The organism is Flavobacterium sp. (genome assembly GCF_040382755.1).
Classification (GTDB): domain Bacteria; phylum Bacteroidota; class Bacteroidia; order Flavobacteriales; family Flavobacteriaceae; genus Flavobacterium.
On record NZ_JBEIET010000045.1, the window covers coordinates 1 to 15,503 of the forward strand.

The 15,503-nt window shown below is 34.0% G+C and carries 16 protein-coding genes; 5 read left to right on the forward strand and 11 right to left on the reverse strand.

What is annotated here, in order from left to right; genetic code table 11:
- The first annotated feature begins 253 nt into the window (after positions 1 to 253).
- Positions 254 to 706, forward strand: coding sequence for a thioredoxin-dependent thiol peroxidase (gene bcp / locus ABWO04_RS05920; RefSeq protein ID WP_353078204.1), 453 nt, complete (start codon positions 254 to 256; stop codon positions 704 to 706).
- Positions 707 to 762: 56 nt separating this feature from the next.
- On the opposite strand, the gene ABWO04_RS05925 is transcribed toward bcp, so the two are convergent.
- The 11 genes from ABWO04_RS05925 to def form a co-directional block, all read right to left on the reverse strand.
- Complete coding sequence (locus ABWO04_RS05925; RefSeq protein ID WP_353078206.1) at positions 763 to 1,317, reverse strand: hypothetical protein; 555 nt, start codon at positions 1,315 to 1,317, stop codon at positions 763 to 765.
- 263 nt (positions 1,318 to 1,580) lie between these two features.
- Entirely contained in the window at positions 1,581 to 1,874 is a 294-nt protein-coding gene (locus ABWO04_RS05930; protein WP_353078208.1) for a GIY-YIG nuclease family protein, read from the reverse strand.
- A 238-nt stretch (positions 1,875 to 2,112) separates the two neighbouring features.
- Complete coding sequence (locus tag ABWO04_RS05935) at positions 2,113 to 4,641, reverse strand: hypothetical protein (protein WP_353078210.1); 2,529 nt, start codon at positions 4,639 to 4,641, stop codon at positions 2,113 to 2,115.
- A 219-nt stretch (positions 4,642 to 4,860) separates the two neighbouring features.
- On the reverse strand, positions 4,861 to 5,442 hold the full coding sequence (locus ABWO04_RS05940; RefSeq protein WP_353078212.1) for a super-infection exclusion protein B: 582 nt from the start codon (positions 5,440 to 5,442) through the stop codon (positions 4,861 to 4,863).
- A 177-nt stretch (positions 5,443 to 5,619) separates the two neighbouring features.
- Positions 5,620 to 6,315 (reverse strand): hypothetical protein, encoded by a 696-nt coding sequence (locus ABWO04_RS05945; RefSeq protein WP_353078214.1) that lies wholly within the window; start codon positions 6,313 to 6,315, stop codon positions 5,620 to 5,622.
- A gap of 174 nt (positions 6,316 to 6,489) precedes the next feature.
- Positions 6,490 to 7,353, reverse strand: coding sequence for a hypothetical protein (locus ABWO04_RS05950; RefSeq protein WP_353078216.1), 864 nt, complete (start codon positions 7,351 to 7,353; stop codon positions 6,490 to 6,492).
- Positions 7,354 to 8,023: 670 nt separating this feature from the next.
- Positions 8,024 to 8,407, reverse strand: coding sequence for an HU family DNA-binding protein (locus tag ABWO04_RS05955; protein WP_353078218.1), 384 nt, complete (start codon positions 8,405 to 8,407; stop codon positions 8,024 to 8,026).
- 387 nt (positions 8,408 to 8,794) lie between these two features.
- Positions 8,795 to 9,880: a serine hydrolase domain-containing protein gene (locus ABWO04_RS05960; protein ID WP_353078220.1), complete on the reverse strand. Its 1,086-nt coding sequence runs from the start codon at positions 9,878 to 9,880 to the stop codon at positions 8,795 to 8,797.
- Positions 9,881 to 9,998: 118 nt separating this feature from the next.
- Positions 9,999 to 10,772, reverse strand: a complete 774-nt coding sequence (gene mazG / locus ABWO04_RS05965; protein ID WP_353078222.1) for a nucleoside triphosphate pyrophosphohydrolase — start codon at positions 10,770 to 10,772, stop codon at positions 9,999 to 10,001.
- Between the two features lie 206 nt (positions 10,773 to 10,978).
- Positions 10,979 to 11,401: a DUF5606 family protein gene (locus ABWO04_RS05970; protein WP_353078224.1), complete on the reverse strand. Its 423-nt coding sequence runs from the start codon at positions 11,399 to 11,401 to the stop codon at positions 10,979 to 10,981.
- A 93-nt stretch (positions 11,402 to 11,494) separates the two neighbouring features.
- On the reverse strand, positions 11,495 to 12,082 hold the full coding sequence (def, locus tag ABWO04_RS05975) for a peptide deformylase (RefSeq protein ID WP_353078226.1): 588 nt from the start codon (positions 12,080 to 12,082) through the stop codon (positions 11,495 to 11,497).
- 173 nt (positions 12,083 to 12,255) lie between these two features.
- Between def and ABWO04_RS05980 the strand changes: the two genes are divergently transcribed.
- Genes ABWO04_RS05980 through ABWO04_RS05995 form a run of 4 tightly spaced genes read left to right on the forward strand, consistent with a single transcriptional unit; the run spans position 12,256 to position 15,373 of the window.
- Positions 12,256 to 12,690: a thioredoxin family protein gene (locus ABWO04_RS05980; RefSeq protein ID WP_353078228.1), complete on the forward strand. Its 435-nt coding sequence runs from the start codon at positions 12,256 to 12,258 to the stop codon at positions 12,688 to 12,690.
- Entirely contained in the window at positions 12,690 to 13,673 is a 984-nt protein-coding gene (locus ABWO04_RS05985) for an FAD:protein FMN transferase (protein ID WP_353078230.1), read from the forward strand. Before ABWO04_RS05980 ends, ABWO04_RS05985 begins: the two co-directional genes overlap by 1 nt.
- A 35-nt stretch (positions 13,674 to 13,708) precedes the next feature.
- A complete protein-coding gene (locus tag ABWO04_RS05990; protein WP_353078232.1) occupies positions 13,709 to 13,918 on the forward strand; it encodes a DUF4266 domain-containing protein in 210 nt (69 codons plus the stop codon).
- Positions 13,919 to 13,927: 9 nt separating this feature from the next.
- Entirely contained in the window at positions 13,928 to 15,373 is a 1,446-nt protein-coding gene (locus ABWO04_RS05995; RefSeq protein ID WP_353078234.1) for a DUF3570 domain-containing protein, read from the forward strand.
- The last annotated feature ends 130 nt before the right edge of the window (positions 15,374 to 15,503 follow it).

The following is a 15,503-nucleotide window of genomic DNA, read 5'->3' on the forward strand; positions in this document are numbered from 1 at the left end:
AATCGGAATTTCAGGATACAAATCGTTTAACGTATTTATAACAAATGTTGCACGCTCTTTTTTAGTCATTTTTGTATATTTGATGTGGTAAAGTTAATCAATAGCAATTACAATATCAAAAATCAATAACAATAGCAATAACAAATTCCAAAACTCAAATTCCAAATTCCAAAACCCAAATAACTAAACAATAAACAATAAACAATAAACAATAAACCACAAACCTTTAACCCAACACCCAACACCCAAAATTATGACACATTTAAAAGTAGGCGATACCGCACCAAGTTTCTCAGGAACCGACCAAAACGGAAAACAACATTCCTTAGCAGATTATAAAGGAAAAAAATTAGTAGTATTCTTTTATCCGAAAGCCAATACGCCGGGTTGCACCGCTGAAGCTTGTGATTTACGAGACAATTACGAACGTTTTCAAGCTAATAATTACGAATTGATAGGCGTGAGTGCCGATAGTGCCAAAGCCCAAAAGAAATTTGAAGAAAAATATAGCTTTCCATTTGCCTTATTGGCAGACGAAGACAAATCTGTGATTGAAGCCTTTGGCGTTTGGGGACCTAAAAAGTTTATGGGTAAAGAATATGACGGTATTCATAGAACCACGTTTATAATAGACGAAAACGCTACTATAACTGATATCATTACTGATGTGAAAACCAAAGTACACGCCAGTCAGATTTTAGGATAAAAAAAAAGGGTTTTCAAAGTTGAAAACCCTTTTTTTATGCTAATCCCTTTAATTATTTAACAACGATTATTTTTATTAAACACACGTTTAAAAAGTACTTTATTGTCTTTTGCAATATAGTCGCCAGAAAGTATTAAATACGGATGATTATGCGAAAATCCTGCGTTGCGACTTCTTACAGTTATTTTATCGTTTACTTTTAGACTTTTAAGTTGCTCAAATTCTTTTGGAATAAATTGCATCATATAAGTTTCGCCCTCAATTTCTACGATAAGCCATTTTGGACCACCTGATTGTGCATTTTCACGCTGAAACGTAACTGAAGTAACCACCGCTTCCATATCGCTGTAATCTTTAAAGTGCTTTTTTACTTTTTCGTAACTGGCGTTTACTTTTTTACCTTCTGGGGAGTTTTCCCATTTTTTGTATGCAATACCATCTGGTGTAGCTTCCCATTTTTTACGTGCCGCTTTCATTTCTTCAGCAGTAAGTGGTTTTTGTATTGCTTTTTTAGAAGTTTCCTTTTTACTATCGTTGTTGGCAACCACTACGCTACTCACCACAACCGCTGCTAAAAACAAGGTTAACAAGATTTTTTTCATATGTTTCATAATGTGAATTTTAGTTTATATTTTTTTTATATTGCTGCTATGGTTCTAACGCCATAACTAGTACTAATAACAAATAAACTAAATATATTGCAGTAGCCAAAATATATAATTATAAAAAAAACTTAAAGTTTTGTTTTAAAGTTTTATTGTTGCCTTCATATATTGTTGCCTTCGAGTGCCTCAGGCAACAATATCACGATGGCTGAGGCTCTCGATGGTGGCAGAGGCTCTCGAAGCCACCATCAACTCTCGAAGCCATCATATTATTTTCCTAAATCCCTATACGCTTTTGCTAATTCTGGTAGTAAATTGCTATTACCTTCAATTAGAGCTTCTTTCTTTTTTCTGCTCCAGCCTTGTACTTGTTTTTCGCGATAAAATGCGGTATCAATTCTTGCATATTCTTCATAATAGACCAAAGTAACAGGTAAATGTTTTTTAGTATGATTAGCCCCTTCACCATTTTGATGCTCTGCCAATCTTCGTTCTAAATCAATTGTACTTCCAGTATAATAACTTCCGTTAGCACAAAGTAAAATGTACATATATCCTTTCATAAATGTATTTATTAGTTGCTTTTATTTATTGCTGCCTTCATATATTGCTGCCTTCGAGAACCTCAGGCAACAATAACGCGGTACTTCAGGCAACAATACAAGATGGCGGCTGAGGCTCTCGATGGTGGCTGAGGCTCTCGAAGCCACCATCAACTCTCGAAGCCACCATCCCCACCCAATGGTGGCTGAGGCTCTCGAAGCCACCATCAAATCTCGAGGGTAGCTGAGGCTCTCGAAGCTACTCCTTCAAAAACCCATACGCATACACTTTCGGTTTAATGGCATCCGCGAGGATGGCGAGTTGTGCGCGTAGGTTGCCGATTAATTCCATATACGTAGCATCATCGCTTTTGGAATTCATTCTGCCTTTTTCGTTTCTGCCTTGGAAGTACTCGCGGATGTCGTACAAACTGGCGTTTACGTTGTAGGGTTTTGACTCACCACCGTACCCTGAGCTTGTCGCGTACCCTGAGCTTGTCCCACCGTACCCTGAGCTTGTCGAAGGGTGGGTGTGATAATAGGTCCATAATGCTCTACCAGCATTGAAAACGGCTTGGGCTTCTTCCGAGAAAACAAGCCCCCCAGCCCCCGAAGGGGGAGTTGGAGCTGTTTGTTGAAACAACGTTGGTTGCTCCCCTCCTTCGGAGGGGCTGGGGGAGGCTATTTTCCCCTTCATAAAATCAGTCATAAAGTTGCTGGCAAACTTGTCTTGGGCATTGACTTCATACTCCGTAAACGGAATCCAGTGGTTGGTGCCGTCTTTACTTGTAATTCTATTTTGACCATCAAAAAGTGAATATGTCAAACAATTATTTTGAAATTCAATATCAGTTTGCCAATTATCATTAGGATAAAAAAATGGATCACGGTCGTTAAGCCAAGAAGCATTTATACTTGATTGGACAGTTAAAAAAATTGAATCAAAAAATATTGTATTTCTTGAAATATTTAAACCTCTTCCAGCCGTAATTGCAATATAACATAAGCTTTTATTTTGCATATCGTTTCGAGCAACTCCTATTTGACCAATTATTTCGGAAACTTCATTTGTTCTTTTATATTTTTTAATCCAATTATTAATAAATCCTCTTGAATTATCTGGAGAATATAATTTCTTTATACCAATATATTCACCTTTTTTATTAAAAATATCTGATTCAACTTCTGAAAATATATCTCGAATTTCTAAATTGTATATAAAAAAACCTATTGGAAAAATTCCTTTTACATTATCAAATGTATCAGCAGGAACTATAAATGTTTTTTCAAGTTTTGTCTGAAAAAATCTTCTAAAATCTTTAAAATTTGGCGACTGTAAATTCTTTAATTTACAAAATATACCAATTTTTGAGTTTGGAATTTCAGCATAAATTCTGGCAAGGAATTGTGTAAAAAGTTCATTACTGGCTTTGCCAATAACTTTTTTATATTTAGTATGTGTTATATTGTTATTTGTAGTATTTTCTTTATGTTCACCCGTACCAGAAATAGTGTGTTTATTTCCAGCCTCAGCATACGGCGGATTAATATACACCACCAACTTCTTGCGTTTTTCTTCGTCGTTAATAATGTCTTGTAAGCTTTGGGGTAGTTTGCTAAAATCGTCGTTTAAAAAATCAAACTGAAACACGTTGTTTTTAAGCAAATTGGCACCACCATCAATACGTTCGTGCATTACGCTAATGTCGGCTTGGTCGAGCGTGCTGGCATAAATGTGGTATTTGTTGGTTAAACCCGCTAATAAATTACCTGTTCCTGCGGCGCAATCCCAAATATAATAGTCGTCTTGCCAGTTTTGTCCCAAATAATCGGTGAGGTATTTTTGGGATAATTCTACCCATTTTCTTGGGGTAAAAAACGCCCCTTTTCGTTCGCGAATGTCTTGCGGCACCAACAAATCCCGACGCTCAATAATGTAATCTTGAAACTCTTTTAAAGGCGGTCGTTTGTAGCGTTTCCAAAACTGCAAATAGGCTTCTTTGTTTTTTAGGTTAATAGTCGCGTCAAACATTTGTTTGATGTTTTCCTTGGCAATTTTATAGCCTTGGTTTTGAAACACCACAAACAAATTATCGCGTATGCTCGAATCATCTTCCAGCGCCTGCGTGTCTTTGTCGTCTACAAATAAGTCGGCAAGGTAAAAATCACTGTCCATAATATTCGCCTGTTTCAAGTCGTCCCAGTTGACATCGATAATGGGTTTCACCACTTCGAGCCATCGCAAATAAATGGGAATAAAATTGTTTTTATCTATCTTTAATTTGCTGGTGGTTGTGGCTTTGGCTACATTATTTTTAATGAAGGTTTGTAGTTCTTTTTCGTCCTTTTCGTAGTCGTACACATAGGTGTTTTTGTTGAGAATGGACTCAATTCGCTCTTTAATCAATAGGAATTCTTTGGTTTCGTGATTGCTTGGCGTTACGTTCCAATTGAAATCATTCATATAAAAAATATCCGAAATATTGATGTACGGCACAAAGGCAATTTTCTTAAAATCGAACGCGCCTAAAAACGCCGGCGGCATGGTTTTGTCAAAGGTTCGCGCTTTACCAATGGTCAAAATCAATTGGACAAACATAGTAGGAATATCGAAGTTGCCCGTTTTGGCTTCCGCCCAAAGCAAAGGGGTTCTGCCGTTTAAATCATATTGTTTTGGAAAGACGGTAAAGTCGATATTACCAAGTATTTCTGTAGTATCAAAAGTGGCGAACCAGTCGGCACCCACTTTGTTTTTAAGTTCTTCTTCTCGTATGTTTTTGTATTTCATTTGGTTGCATATGCGTCTCTGTACAAGCAGCAGTAGAGGCATCACATATACAGATTTAGGTTAGTAATTAGGTAGATTTGGAACGACATAAAACGAATTGTACTTTTATACTGGGGGCAAAAAAGGGTGTTTTGTCGTGTTTGTTTTTTATTTCATAGGGTTGGGTTTTTTTAGTTATCACGCGAAAGGATTCGGGTGGGGGTGCAGATGTTACTTTTTTTATCTCCAATAATTTTCTGTCCATTTTGGTCTATTTGATTTTATGAAATGGATTTCGTCTTCAGTCATATTTTCTTTAAAATTAATGTCTTCTAATTTTAAATTTTTTTCAACATATTTACTCATAGAAACTGCAACATCCATACCGTTCATAATAAATCCATTACCAAACTGTTGATTTACAAAAATTATTTTTTTTCGAATCAATCCAACTACAGTAGAATCATCCATTGGTACTTCAATCGAAGATTTTTGTGTAATATAAAATTCTCTTAAGACTGCTTTTTCGTATTCATCAAGATTTCTTAAACGTTTGATATAATCTTTTTTTATCTTGAAAAACTCTATTCTATTAGTAATTTTTTTAAACAGCCACATAACAAAATTTACTAAAACTAAACCCAACGTAGATATGAAAATCAATCCAATAATCCATCCATTTGAATCATTCAATTTTTCAAGATGTACTTTTTTTAATAGAGTTTCTTCTGCAAACAATATAAATCCAGATAAAACTGAAAACAAAAAGAAAAATTTTGTTGGTAATTTGGTTAAATCAAAAAGCGTTTTTATGTTTTCCATATTAAATTATCGTTTTTGCATAAAGCTATTGTATTAATTTTTTTAATTAAAATGAAATCTACGCTACGCAAAGTCTCTTGACAATTTATATTGTTACCTTTTTTTTTAATCCTCAAAATTGGGAGACTTTGCGCGGCGTTGCAAAACATATGTTTTAATTAGCAGTTCTTTATAATCTTAAGCAAAAAATTCTTCAATAGCTTTTTTCTGCGACTTTAAATATTCTAATTCTTTTGGATTATTATTAATCCTATTTTCAACTTCATTTTCTATTTTATTCATTAGAATACCATTATATTCTACAATTACCCATTTTTTTGAATAGTTGGTTCTGCTAAACAATCCCAATGAAGAAGAGGCAATTAAATATCCTACTGTGTAATCTCCAGTCAAAAGGGATACTTCATCACAAAGTTGATTTATATTGAAAGGTTTTTCTTTGATTTTTGACAATGAAACTGCATATAGTGCAAATACACCTATTATAGAAGAGTTTTTAAGAAATTCGTCGACATTTATTTCTGATTTTACTTTTGATAAAATAGGTTTATCTATTTCTGTTTTTTGTTTGTCTTTTAATTCTTTATTTTCTTTTTGTCCACCGATATATTTATTTGTCTTGAAAAACTTTTTAGTTGTATCCTTATCAACTCCAATAAAATCGCTCGGAGCATAAAGTACGCTATGATTAAAATTAAGAGTTAAAAAGAAAATTGTAATTAAAACTGTTGGAAAACAAATTATAAACCAAACAAATATGTCTTGATTTTTTTCTGTTAGATTTGGTAAACCATAAATACATAAACCTTCAGTTATTGTTGAAAAAACTGCAATTATTGAAAGTGGATTTTTTATTGTGATATTTCTCATCATAAGTTATTAAATTTATGGTTTTTAGGATTGCCTTGAACGTTTGGCAGCTTGGCGATGTGTCGGAATAAATAAGTCTAATCTTTCGATTAAAGACTGAACTTTCATACACAAAACCAACTTTAAATTTAGCCCTAAACCCGCCTTGTTGTCAAACGGCGTTTTGCTGTAGTGCTTTTAGTTTATTAATTCGTCAACTGAATGAATAAATACTTCAACTTTTTCAATTACTTTTTCAACACTGTCCTTATCGATTAATATTTCATTACCATCTTTGTCTTTTCCATTTCGGTGTACCATATTATGGCGATTAGAAACAATTTTAGCCACTTCTTCAATAATAGGAAATTCTATTTCAAATGTATCTTCATACATTCCTTTAACTTTTGCTAAATCGTGAAAAATTATATCGAGAAGTTCTTTTTTTACAATATCTTTTAGTTGTTCGTGTTTTTCAAAAATTTCTCCTAAACTAAATTTTCTGTCTTTTATGTTTTTAAATGTTCTAACAAATCTTTTAAATAACTCATCGTCATTTAAAACTTTGTTTATTAACGTTGTAGAAAGGTAATCTTCTAAACACGTAATGCTACCAGAATAAATTTGCCTTCTTAATGTTTTTTCTAATTCAATATCTCCAATTGTTAAATTATTTAAATCTTTAAGTTTTTTTATTTCAGTATCAAAAATATTTAAAAAATTTGAAGTATATAAATAAGTTTCTATCTGTTCATCAATATATTCATCATATTCTTCGTCAATTTCAGTTATCTTAATCAAAGTTTTATCATCGATTTCATAAATTTCTACATAACCATCTGCATAACCAGCATTTACTTCTATATTATACTCTTTACCACAATGGTCGCAAACTGTATAATCTTCGTTTGAGTTATATGAATCACTTGCTTTATCAGCCATAAAATTTGGAGGAGGAACACCAAATCCATATGTTTTTATAATGTTGTGACAATTATCACATTCAAATTCTAACTTAACAAATGCGGTTCCAAAAGGTGAAAAATATTCGTGTGCAATCATAATTTATTTATTTTTTAGCTGTATATACTTCCCAATCATCAAGTTATATTTCATAAAACTAACTACTTTGTTTTACACTAAGTAATCTAAAATTGACATTCCCTATCGAATAGTCGCATTAGTTTTATCTTGTACAAAAACCGTATTTTTTACAAAGTAATTATTAGATGTTTTGCTCATTTCAAAGTTAAATATTAATAATCACTTTTCTCTGTAGAATTTTTTCTACAGGCTGAGTAAAAGGTTCTGGGTGGAAGAAAAAAGGAAAAAGGTGAAAGGAAAAAGAAAATAAGTAAAAAGAAAAAAAAACTTTACTGTTCTGTAAAAAAAATGTATATATTTACCCCATAATTTCGATACGAATAGCGGGAACTATTCGAGGCTTTCGAAGGAATTTTAGCTCAAAAGCGGGTGTCTAACTCTATTTTTTTGAGCTTTTTTTATGCTTTTTTGTCATAAATATCGGGTATTTTGGGTCTGTTTTTCGGTTGTTTTTCCTTTTTATATTTTATTGGTGCTTTTTTTCAACGTAACAAGTCGAGTTTTTCAACTCGTCAGGTCGAGTTAAAAAACTCGACCGGTGCAATTTGAAGTAAAAACCAAACAAAAAAAGCCCCGAACGCGGGAACGATCGAGGCTTTCAAAGGCTTTTAGCCTAAATTGCGGGTGTCTAACTCGCTTTTTGGTAACTTAAAGTACCTAACATTTGTTTCAGCTTTTTAGCTGGACGAAACAAAATTCTACTTTTCTTGATGTCCGTTGCCGTAACATCTTCTTCAAAATCTTGTCCGTTTGCACTTACGCTTACTTGAAACGTACCTACGTGCCCTAATTTTACAATTCGGCCTTGGCTAAGTTCCATTAGCATATTGCGCTCTAAAGAACGTAAAACAGCGTAACAATCCGTGTCCGTTAAGGTACATTGGTACGCAATCATTTCGGCTAACGACTCTAACGTAGTTTCACCATTCGCAACCGATGTTGCATAATACTTTTCAGGCGCTGTGATGTCCTGAGGATTCTTCTTTGCAAGAATCTTAAATTTAATTGCCATTTTTTTTAGGTATTAAATTAATTAAATGAATTTTGCCTCTTGGAAATGCTCCGGAACACTATCCTGACCTGCATTACAAAGGTCGAAAAAAAATGTAAAATTTTTTTGTAAAATTAATACTACAACAACATGCTGTATTTGGGGAGGGATTTGGGATTTGGGTGAAGGGTGTTGGGTAAAGGGTGTTGGGTAAAGGGTGTTGGGTAAAGGGTAAAGGGTGAAGGGTGAAGGGTGAAGGGGGAAGGGTGAAGGGGGAGGTGAAAAGTAAAAAGTAAAAAGTAAAAAGTACAAAGTACAAAGGAAAAAGTCTCTACTCTATAGTCTATTCTCTATCATCTAAAAAATCTAAGAAGTCTAACAATCTAAGACATCTAAGAAGTCCAAAATCTAATTCACCACCGCATTAATCTTCTGCCAAAGTACTTCGTCAAAATTAGAAAGCGCCAAGTTACTACTATCAGCGGCTTCGCCCATTCGGATAATGACTAATTTGCGGCTAGGCACTACGTATATTTTTTGGTCGTTTTTGCCTAATGCGCAATACATATCTGCCGGGGCGGTAGCGATGATACTACCATTAAATTGCAATTGACTTTGAGGAAGATGAAAGCTGCTTTTTCCGTTTAGCCACCACAAATAGCCGTACGCTAAATTAATAGGTTGAGAAATTGTAGTGGCAGCATTCAAATAATTTGTATTGATAATTTGTGTACCATTCCAATTGCCATTGGCTAAAGCCAGTAAGCCAAAACGCGCCATACTTCGGCTGTTGCTCCAATACACACTTAATGCCGTTGGATCTGTTACCCAAGCGCCAGTCATACCAATTGGGTTGCGTAATTTGTTGTTAAAGTAATTGTCCCAGGTTTGGTTGGTGGCAGTGGCTACCACATCTTGTAATTTTACATAGACATTATGATACGCCCATCGGGTGCCTGCATCGGCTACGTATTGTAAATTATTGGGTGTAACCGTATCGCCTAAGGCATCGTTTAACCCAGAATTCATACTTAATAAATTCTTACAAGTAATTTGGTTTTCCTTAGCCAAAGGCGCACTCGTCCAGCCCGTTCCTATATAATCAGATACTTTGTTGTTTATGTTTATAAAACCTTCTTGTGCTGCTATCCCTGTAACTGTTGAAGTTAGCGTTTTTCCTGCACTTGCCCAATACCAAGGGGTAGTGGCAGTATGTCCGTTGTAATACTTTTCTAAAACAATTTTTCCGTTGTGCAAAACAATAAAACTTTTGGTGTTTTTTTCGGTTAAGTAGGTGTCAAGTGCAGAAATATTAGCCGTGTTCCATCCCAAACTTTCAGGAGTTTTGGTTTCCCAAGTGTTGCCTGTAATTGGTGGGAAATACATTGCCTCGTTTGGTGGTATTGGATTTGAATTTGTAGCAGGATTTTCGTCGCTGTTGCTGCAAGAAAGAAAAACGGATATAGAGCTAATAAGTAGTATTTTGATTCTCATAATATGATTTTTTTCGATTGTTAAATATAGAAAAATATAAGTTTAGACTTTCAGAATTGAGAATGGTTTAATAAATTATTACATTTTCCCTCATACCTAACACCTCATACCCTTCACCCTAAACCTTCTTCGCTTCTTCCCAAAACACATCCATTTCGGCTAAGGTCATATCTGATAGTGATTTGCCTAATGTGCTGGCTTTACTTTCTAAATACTGAAAGCGTTTGATGAATTTTTTGTTGGTGCGTTCTAAGGCATCTTCTGGGTTGATGTTTAAAAAGCGGGCGTAGTTAATCATAGAAAATAACACATCGCCAAATTCGGCTTCCATTTTATCCTGATTATTTGCGGCTATTTCCACTTGTAATTCGGCAATTTCTTCTTCTACTTTTTCCCAAACTTGATGGGTTTCTTCCCAATCGAATCCTACACCTTTTACTTTATCTTGAATTCTGCTGGCTTTTACTAATGCAGGTAAACTTTTTGGTACACCTTCTAACACCGAAGTTCTGCCTTCTTTTAATTTCAGCTTTTCCCAATTTTGTTTTACTTGTTCTTCGTTTTCCACCACCACATCGCCATAAATATGCGGATGGCGGTCTATTAGTTTATCGCAAATGCTATTGGCCACATCGGCAATGTCAAAATCATTTGTTTCCGAACCTATTTTTGCATAAAACACAATATGTAGTAACAAATCGCCCAGTTCTTTTTTAATTTCAGGTAAATCATTATCTAAAATGGCATCACCCAATTCATAGGTTTCCTCTATGGTAAGATGACGTAAGCTTTCTAACGTTTGCTTTTTATCCCACGGACATTTCTCACGTAAATCGTCCATAATATCCAGTAATCTTTCAAAGGCTTGTAGTTGTTGGGCTCTTGTGTTCATGGTTAGATTTTTAGATTAGTTAGACTAGTTAGATTATTAGATTTTTAGACTGGTTAGATTTTTAGATTTTTTAGATTTTTTAGATTTTTCCCTTCACCCATTACCCATTACCCATTACCCAATACCCAAAACCCTTGTGTCAAAGATAAAAAAAAATCCCACACTACTAAAGCATGGGATGGATGTATATTTTTAACTGAAAAAGTTTATTCAGCGGTTTCTTCTTTTACTTCTGCATTTAAAGCGTCTAAAGTCACATAGCCTTTAGGTTGTAAAATATTATACCAATTGAATATTTTTTTAATATCCGAAGTGTATACACGGTCTTCGTCATATTCTGGTAAAATTTCACGGAAATAGCTTTTTAAATTGTCGTCTGTTTCTTTGTGCGAAATGGTTGCTTCTCCGTTTTCTTTTGTAGCAATGGCTTTGAAAATGTCAATTAACTTTACTTCATCATTGTATGCAAACACCGCAATTTCAGATAATAAACTTACGTTACTTCTTAATCCTACAGTAATTTTTTTACCATCTAATAAAGATTCCGCCACAAATCCTGAACGAGTTTGTACTTTTAATTCGTATAATCCTGGCTTCCCAGAAATGGCTAATATTTTTTGAAAACTCATGGGTTATAATTTAAATGTGAGCAAATATATATTTTAAAAAATGAATTTCCAATTTGAAAATCTAAAATAAAACATAAAATTTTTAGGTCCGATTTATTTGATTTTTAAGTTGGCAAATTTCATTCTATAATCAGGTCTGGCTTTGCCTTCCATAATATTTTGAAGTTTCTTACCTACTAATTTTTTCTTTAACATAGATAAATGGTCGGTAAACAAAACGCCTTCAATATGATCGTATTCGTGTTGTATTACTCTGGCAATCAATCCGTTGTAAACTTCTGTTTTCTTCTCGAAGTTTTCATCGTAATATTCAATAGTAATGGTTTCATGACGCAAAACGTCTTCACGCACATCGGGAATACTTAAACAGCCTTCATTAAACGCCCAAATTTCACCTTCTTCTTTTAAAATTTTAGCATTAATAAACGTTTGTTTAAATCCTTTTAATTGTTCGGATTCCTCTTTAGTAACTTCGTCGCTATCTGCAAAAGGGGTAGTGTCAATTACAAATAATCGGATGGCTAAACCTACTTGAGGTGCTGCCAAACCAACGCCATAAGCATTGTACATGGTTTCATACATGTTGCTTAGTGTTTCGGTTAAGTTTGGATATTCTGGTGTAATGTTTTCGCAAACTTTTCTTAAAACAGCTTCGCCATATCCGTATATAGGTAAAATCATGGTTTCTTTTTTTTTGCAAAATTAGCAAATTTTCTTTTATTCTTAAGTATTAATTTTCTGAACCCTTTTATCACGTAATTATATAACAAAAAAATAATATACTTACAAAGCCAGCAAGCAATAAAATTCGTATATTTGTGTTATAAATAAACATTAAACAATTCTTAAAAGCCATGAAAAAAATAATTCTATTTGCATTTATATTTTCAGCTACAATTTCTTTTGCTCAAAATTGGACTACTTCTTTAGATGCGGCCAAAACGGAAGCAATATCTTCGAATAAAAATATTCTATTGGTCTTTTCAGGATCTGATTGGTGTGCACCTTGTATAAAATTAGACAGAACCATTTTTCAATCTGATGTTTTTAAAACTGAAGCAGAAAAGAAATGGGTATTGTTAAAAGCCGATTTTCCAAAGAAAAAAGGAAATGCTTTATCTGCAGAACAAACAGAAAGTAATAAAAAATTAGCCGAAAAATATAATAAAGAAGGTAATTTCCCATTGGTAGTTTTGTTAGACGCTACTGGTAAAGTATTAGGAATTACTGGCTATAAGAACGTATCGCCTACAGAATATGTACAACTTTTAAATGCGATGGTAAACTAATGAAATTGAAATTTTGTCTCTTTTTGTTTTTAGGAACATTAACTGCTTTTTCTCAAATTACGCACAAGAAAAAGTACGCTTTATTGGGCAGTCCGTTTGAAATTACTGTAGTAGCCAAAGATACGGTTGAAGGAAATTTTTATATCAATTCAGCTGTAAATGAAGTAAAACGAATTGAAAATTTAATTTCAGATTGGATTCCGACTACACAAATTTCACAAGTAAATCAGAATGCAGGTATAGTGCCTATTAAAGTCAATAACGAAGTATTTGAATTGGTAGAACGTGCCCTTAAAATATCAAAATTAACCGATGGTGCTTTTGATATTTCGTATGCGTCAATGGATAAGATTTGGAAATTTGATGGTTCGATGAAAGAAATGCCTTCGCCTGAAGCGATTAAAAAATCAGTAGAACGAATTGGTTACGAAAAAATAATTTTAGATACCAAAAACAAAACGATTTTCCTTAATGATGCAGGAATGAAATTAGGACTTGGCGGTATTGGTCAGGGCTACATTGCCGATAAAGTGAAAGAAGTACTTCAAGCCAAAGGTTGTACTGCCGGAATTGTAAATGTTTCTGGCGATATAAACACTTGGGGAAGTCAGATTGATGGCAAACCTTGGACGGTTGGTATCGTAAATCCTGTAAATAAAAATAAAGTATTCGCTACATTTCCTTTGATTGATAGCGCTGTGGAAACGTCTGGTAGTTATGAAAAATATGTCACGTTTAATAATATTCGCTATTCGCACATAATTGACCCGCGTTCTGGATATCCGGCAACTGGCATAGTAAGTGTTTCGGTATTTGCTAAGCAAACAGAAATTGCAGATGCATTGGCAACAGGCGTTTTTGTATTGGGTGTAGAGGTAGGGTTGAACTTAATCAATCAACTAAAAGGCATTGAGTGCATTATTGTGGATGATAAGGGTAAAATATTCACTTCAAAAGGAATTGACATTAAAAAATATGAATAAAAGCAATCCTTAATTGGTTTGTAAATAAATAAAATATGAGAAAGTTATTAATATTAACGGTGTTGCTTTTGGTGTTCCAATCGTGTAATTCGGTTAAAGAGTACGAAAAAGAAAAAATCAACGATGTAGATATGAAATTATCTGCTCGTGCTTCAGAACGTTACGAAACGTCTTTTCAAGTGTATCGTGAAGCGGCTGCTGGTGCCAATGGTGGAAAATCGGGTGGTGGTTGCGGTTGTAATTAATTTATAAAGATGAAAAAAATAGTATTCGCCCTAAGTTTATGTACGTTTTTATCGTACGCGCAACAAAAAAAAGATAGCACCATTGTATTTAAAAAACGTGTTTTAGAAACTACTGAAATCGATTTTTTATCCAGTTATTACAAACAAGACGGTAAGCATTCTTCTGTAGGTGGTGGAATTGGTTCAGAAAAATTAACCAATGCTACAGCCAACATAGTAATTGCTATGCCTTTAAATGAAGATGATATTTTGACAATTGATAGTGGAATTTCTGCTTATACCTCGGCTTCGTCAAGTAATATCAATCCGTTTAATGCTTCAGGGGCTTCCAGAGGTGGTGGTGGAGATGATGACGATAGAGTAGCTGCTGCTGCATTGGCTGCAGGTCCGACAGGTTCACCTTGGCAAGCATCTTCAGGTGCTTCACAAAGTGATGTGTTGGCTGCCATAAATGCCAATTACAGTCATAGTAGCGACGATAGAAATTTCATTTGGAATGCCGATGTGGCGTTTTCAAATGAATACGATTATACTTCAATTGGTTTTGGAGGAGGCATTTCGAAATTATTTAATGATAAAAATTCAGAAGTCTCTTTAAAAGTTAATGCTTATTTAGACCAATGGCGCCCTATTTACCCAACTGAATTGAGTGAGTTTGGTAAATTTGGCTCTGGTTTTCAGAGTAATGGTTATTTTGCTGGTGTAACGGTATACAATCAAAGTGGTGCTATTTCTTCGGCTTATTTACCAAATACATTCACAAAATGGAGTGCTGTGGGCAGAAACTCGTATTCGGCTTCATTTGGTTTTTCTCAAGTGTTAACCAAAAAGTTTCAGTTTTCTGTGTTTTTCGATATCTTAAAACAAGATGGAATGTTATCCACACCGTATCATAGAATCTATTTTGCAGATAAACCCAATTATTATATTGGAAATCCTGCAAGTATTTCAAATTACGAAAACCCTTCAAATAGTGATGTATATCGCTTAGCGGATGATATTGAACGTTTACCAAATACTCGTTTTAAATTGCCTATTGGTGCACGATTAAATTATTACTTAAACGAGAAAGTTGTTTTTAGAACGTATTACCGCTATTATTCAGACGATTGGGACATACAAGCACATACAGCTTCTATTGAAATTCCTGTGAAAGTATCTGATAAATTTACCATTTTTCCAATGTATAGATATTATACGCAGATGCAGTCTAAATATTTCGCACCTTTTGAACAACATCTTTCTACGGAAAAATTCTATACTTCAGATTTTGACTTGTCTACATTTAACGCCAACCAATATGGCGCCGGATTTACGTATACCGACATATTCACCGCTGCAAAAATTTGGAAATTTGGATTAAAAAACATCGATTTCAGATTCAATCATTACGAAAGAACCGATGGTTTAAATGCGAATATTGCTACGATTGCATTCAAATTTGTAAATCAGTAACTCTTATTCATTAGCACCACCTACATCATTATTATCCAGTTTTACAGGATATTTAGAATTAAATAACGCAATAAACTTTTTGGTTTTATAGGTGTTGTAAGTCATTTTATTTGACAACGCAATAATCGTA

Coding starts and splice junctions, on each gene's coding strand:
- bcp (WP_353078204.1), top strand. CDS start 254: ATGACACATTTAAAAGTAGGCGATACCGCACCAAGTTTCTCAGGAACC.
- ABWO04_RS05925 (WP_353078206.1), bottom strand. CDS start 1,317: ATGAAACATATGAAAAAAATCTTGTTAACCTTGTTTTTAGCAGCGGTT.
- ABWO04_RS05930 (WP_353078208.1), bottom strand. CDS start 1,874: ATGAAAGGATATATGTACATTTTACTTTGTGCTAACGGAAGTTATTAT.
- ABWO04_RS05935 (WP_353078210.1), bottom strand. CDS start 4,641: ATGAAATACAAAAACATACGAGAAGAAGAACTTAAAAACAAAGTGGGT.
- ABWO04_RS05940 (WP_353078212.1), bottom strand. CDS start 5,442: ATGGAAAACATAAAAACGCTTTTTGATTTAACCAAATTACCAACAAAA.
- ABWO04_RS05945 (WP_353078214.1), bottom strand. CDS start 6,315: ATGATGAGAAATATCACAATAAAAAATCCACTTTCAATAATTGCAGTT.
- ABWO04_RS05950 (WP_353078216.1), bottom strand. CDS start 7,353: ATGATTGCACACGAATATTTTTCACCTTTTGGAACCGCATTTGTTAAG.
- ABWO04_RS05955 (WP_353078218.1), bottom strand. CDS start 8,407: ATGGCAATTAAATTTAAGATTCTTGCAAAGAAGAATCCTCAGGACATC.
- ABWO04_RS05960 (WP_353078220.1), bottom strand. CDS start 9,880: ATGAGAATCAAAATACTACTTATTAGCTCTATATCCGTTTTTCTTTCT.
- mazG (WP_353078222.1), bottom strand. CDS start 10,772: ATGAACACAAGAGCCCAACAACTACAAGCCTTTGAAAGATTACTGGAT.
- ABWO04_RS05970 (WP_353078224.1), bottom strand. CDS start 11,401: ATGAGTTTTCAAAAAATATTAGCCATTTCTGGGAAGCCAGGATTATAC.
- def (WP_353078226.1), bottom strand. CDS start 12,082: ATGATTTTACCTATATACGGATATGGCGAAGCTGTTTTAAGAAAAGTT.
- ABWO04_RS05980 (WP_353078228.1), top strand. CDS start 12,256: ATGAAAAAAATAATTCTATTTGCATTTATATTTTCAGCTACAATTTCT.
- ABWO04_RS05985 (WP_353078230.1), top strand. CDS start 12,690: ATGAAATTGAAATTTTGTCTCTTTTTGTTTTTAGGAACATTAACTGCT.
- ABWO04_RS05990 (WP_353078232.1), top strand. CDS start 13,709: ATGAGAAAGTTATTAATATTAACGGTGTTGCTTTTGGTGTTCCAATCG.
- ABWO04_RS05995 (WP_353078234.1), top strand. CDS start 13,928: ATGAAAAAAATAGTATTCGCCCTAAGTTTATGTACGTTTTTATCGTAC.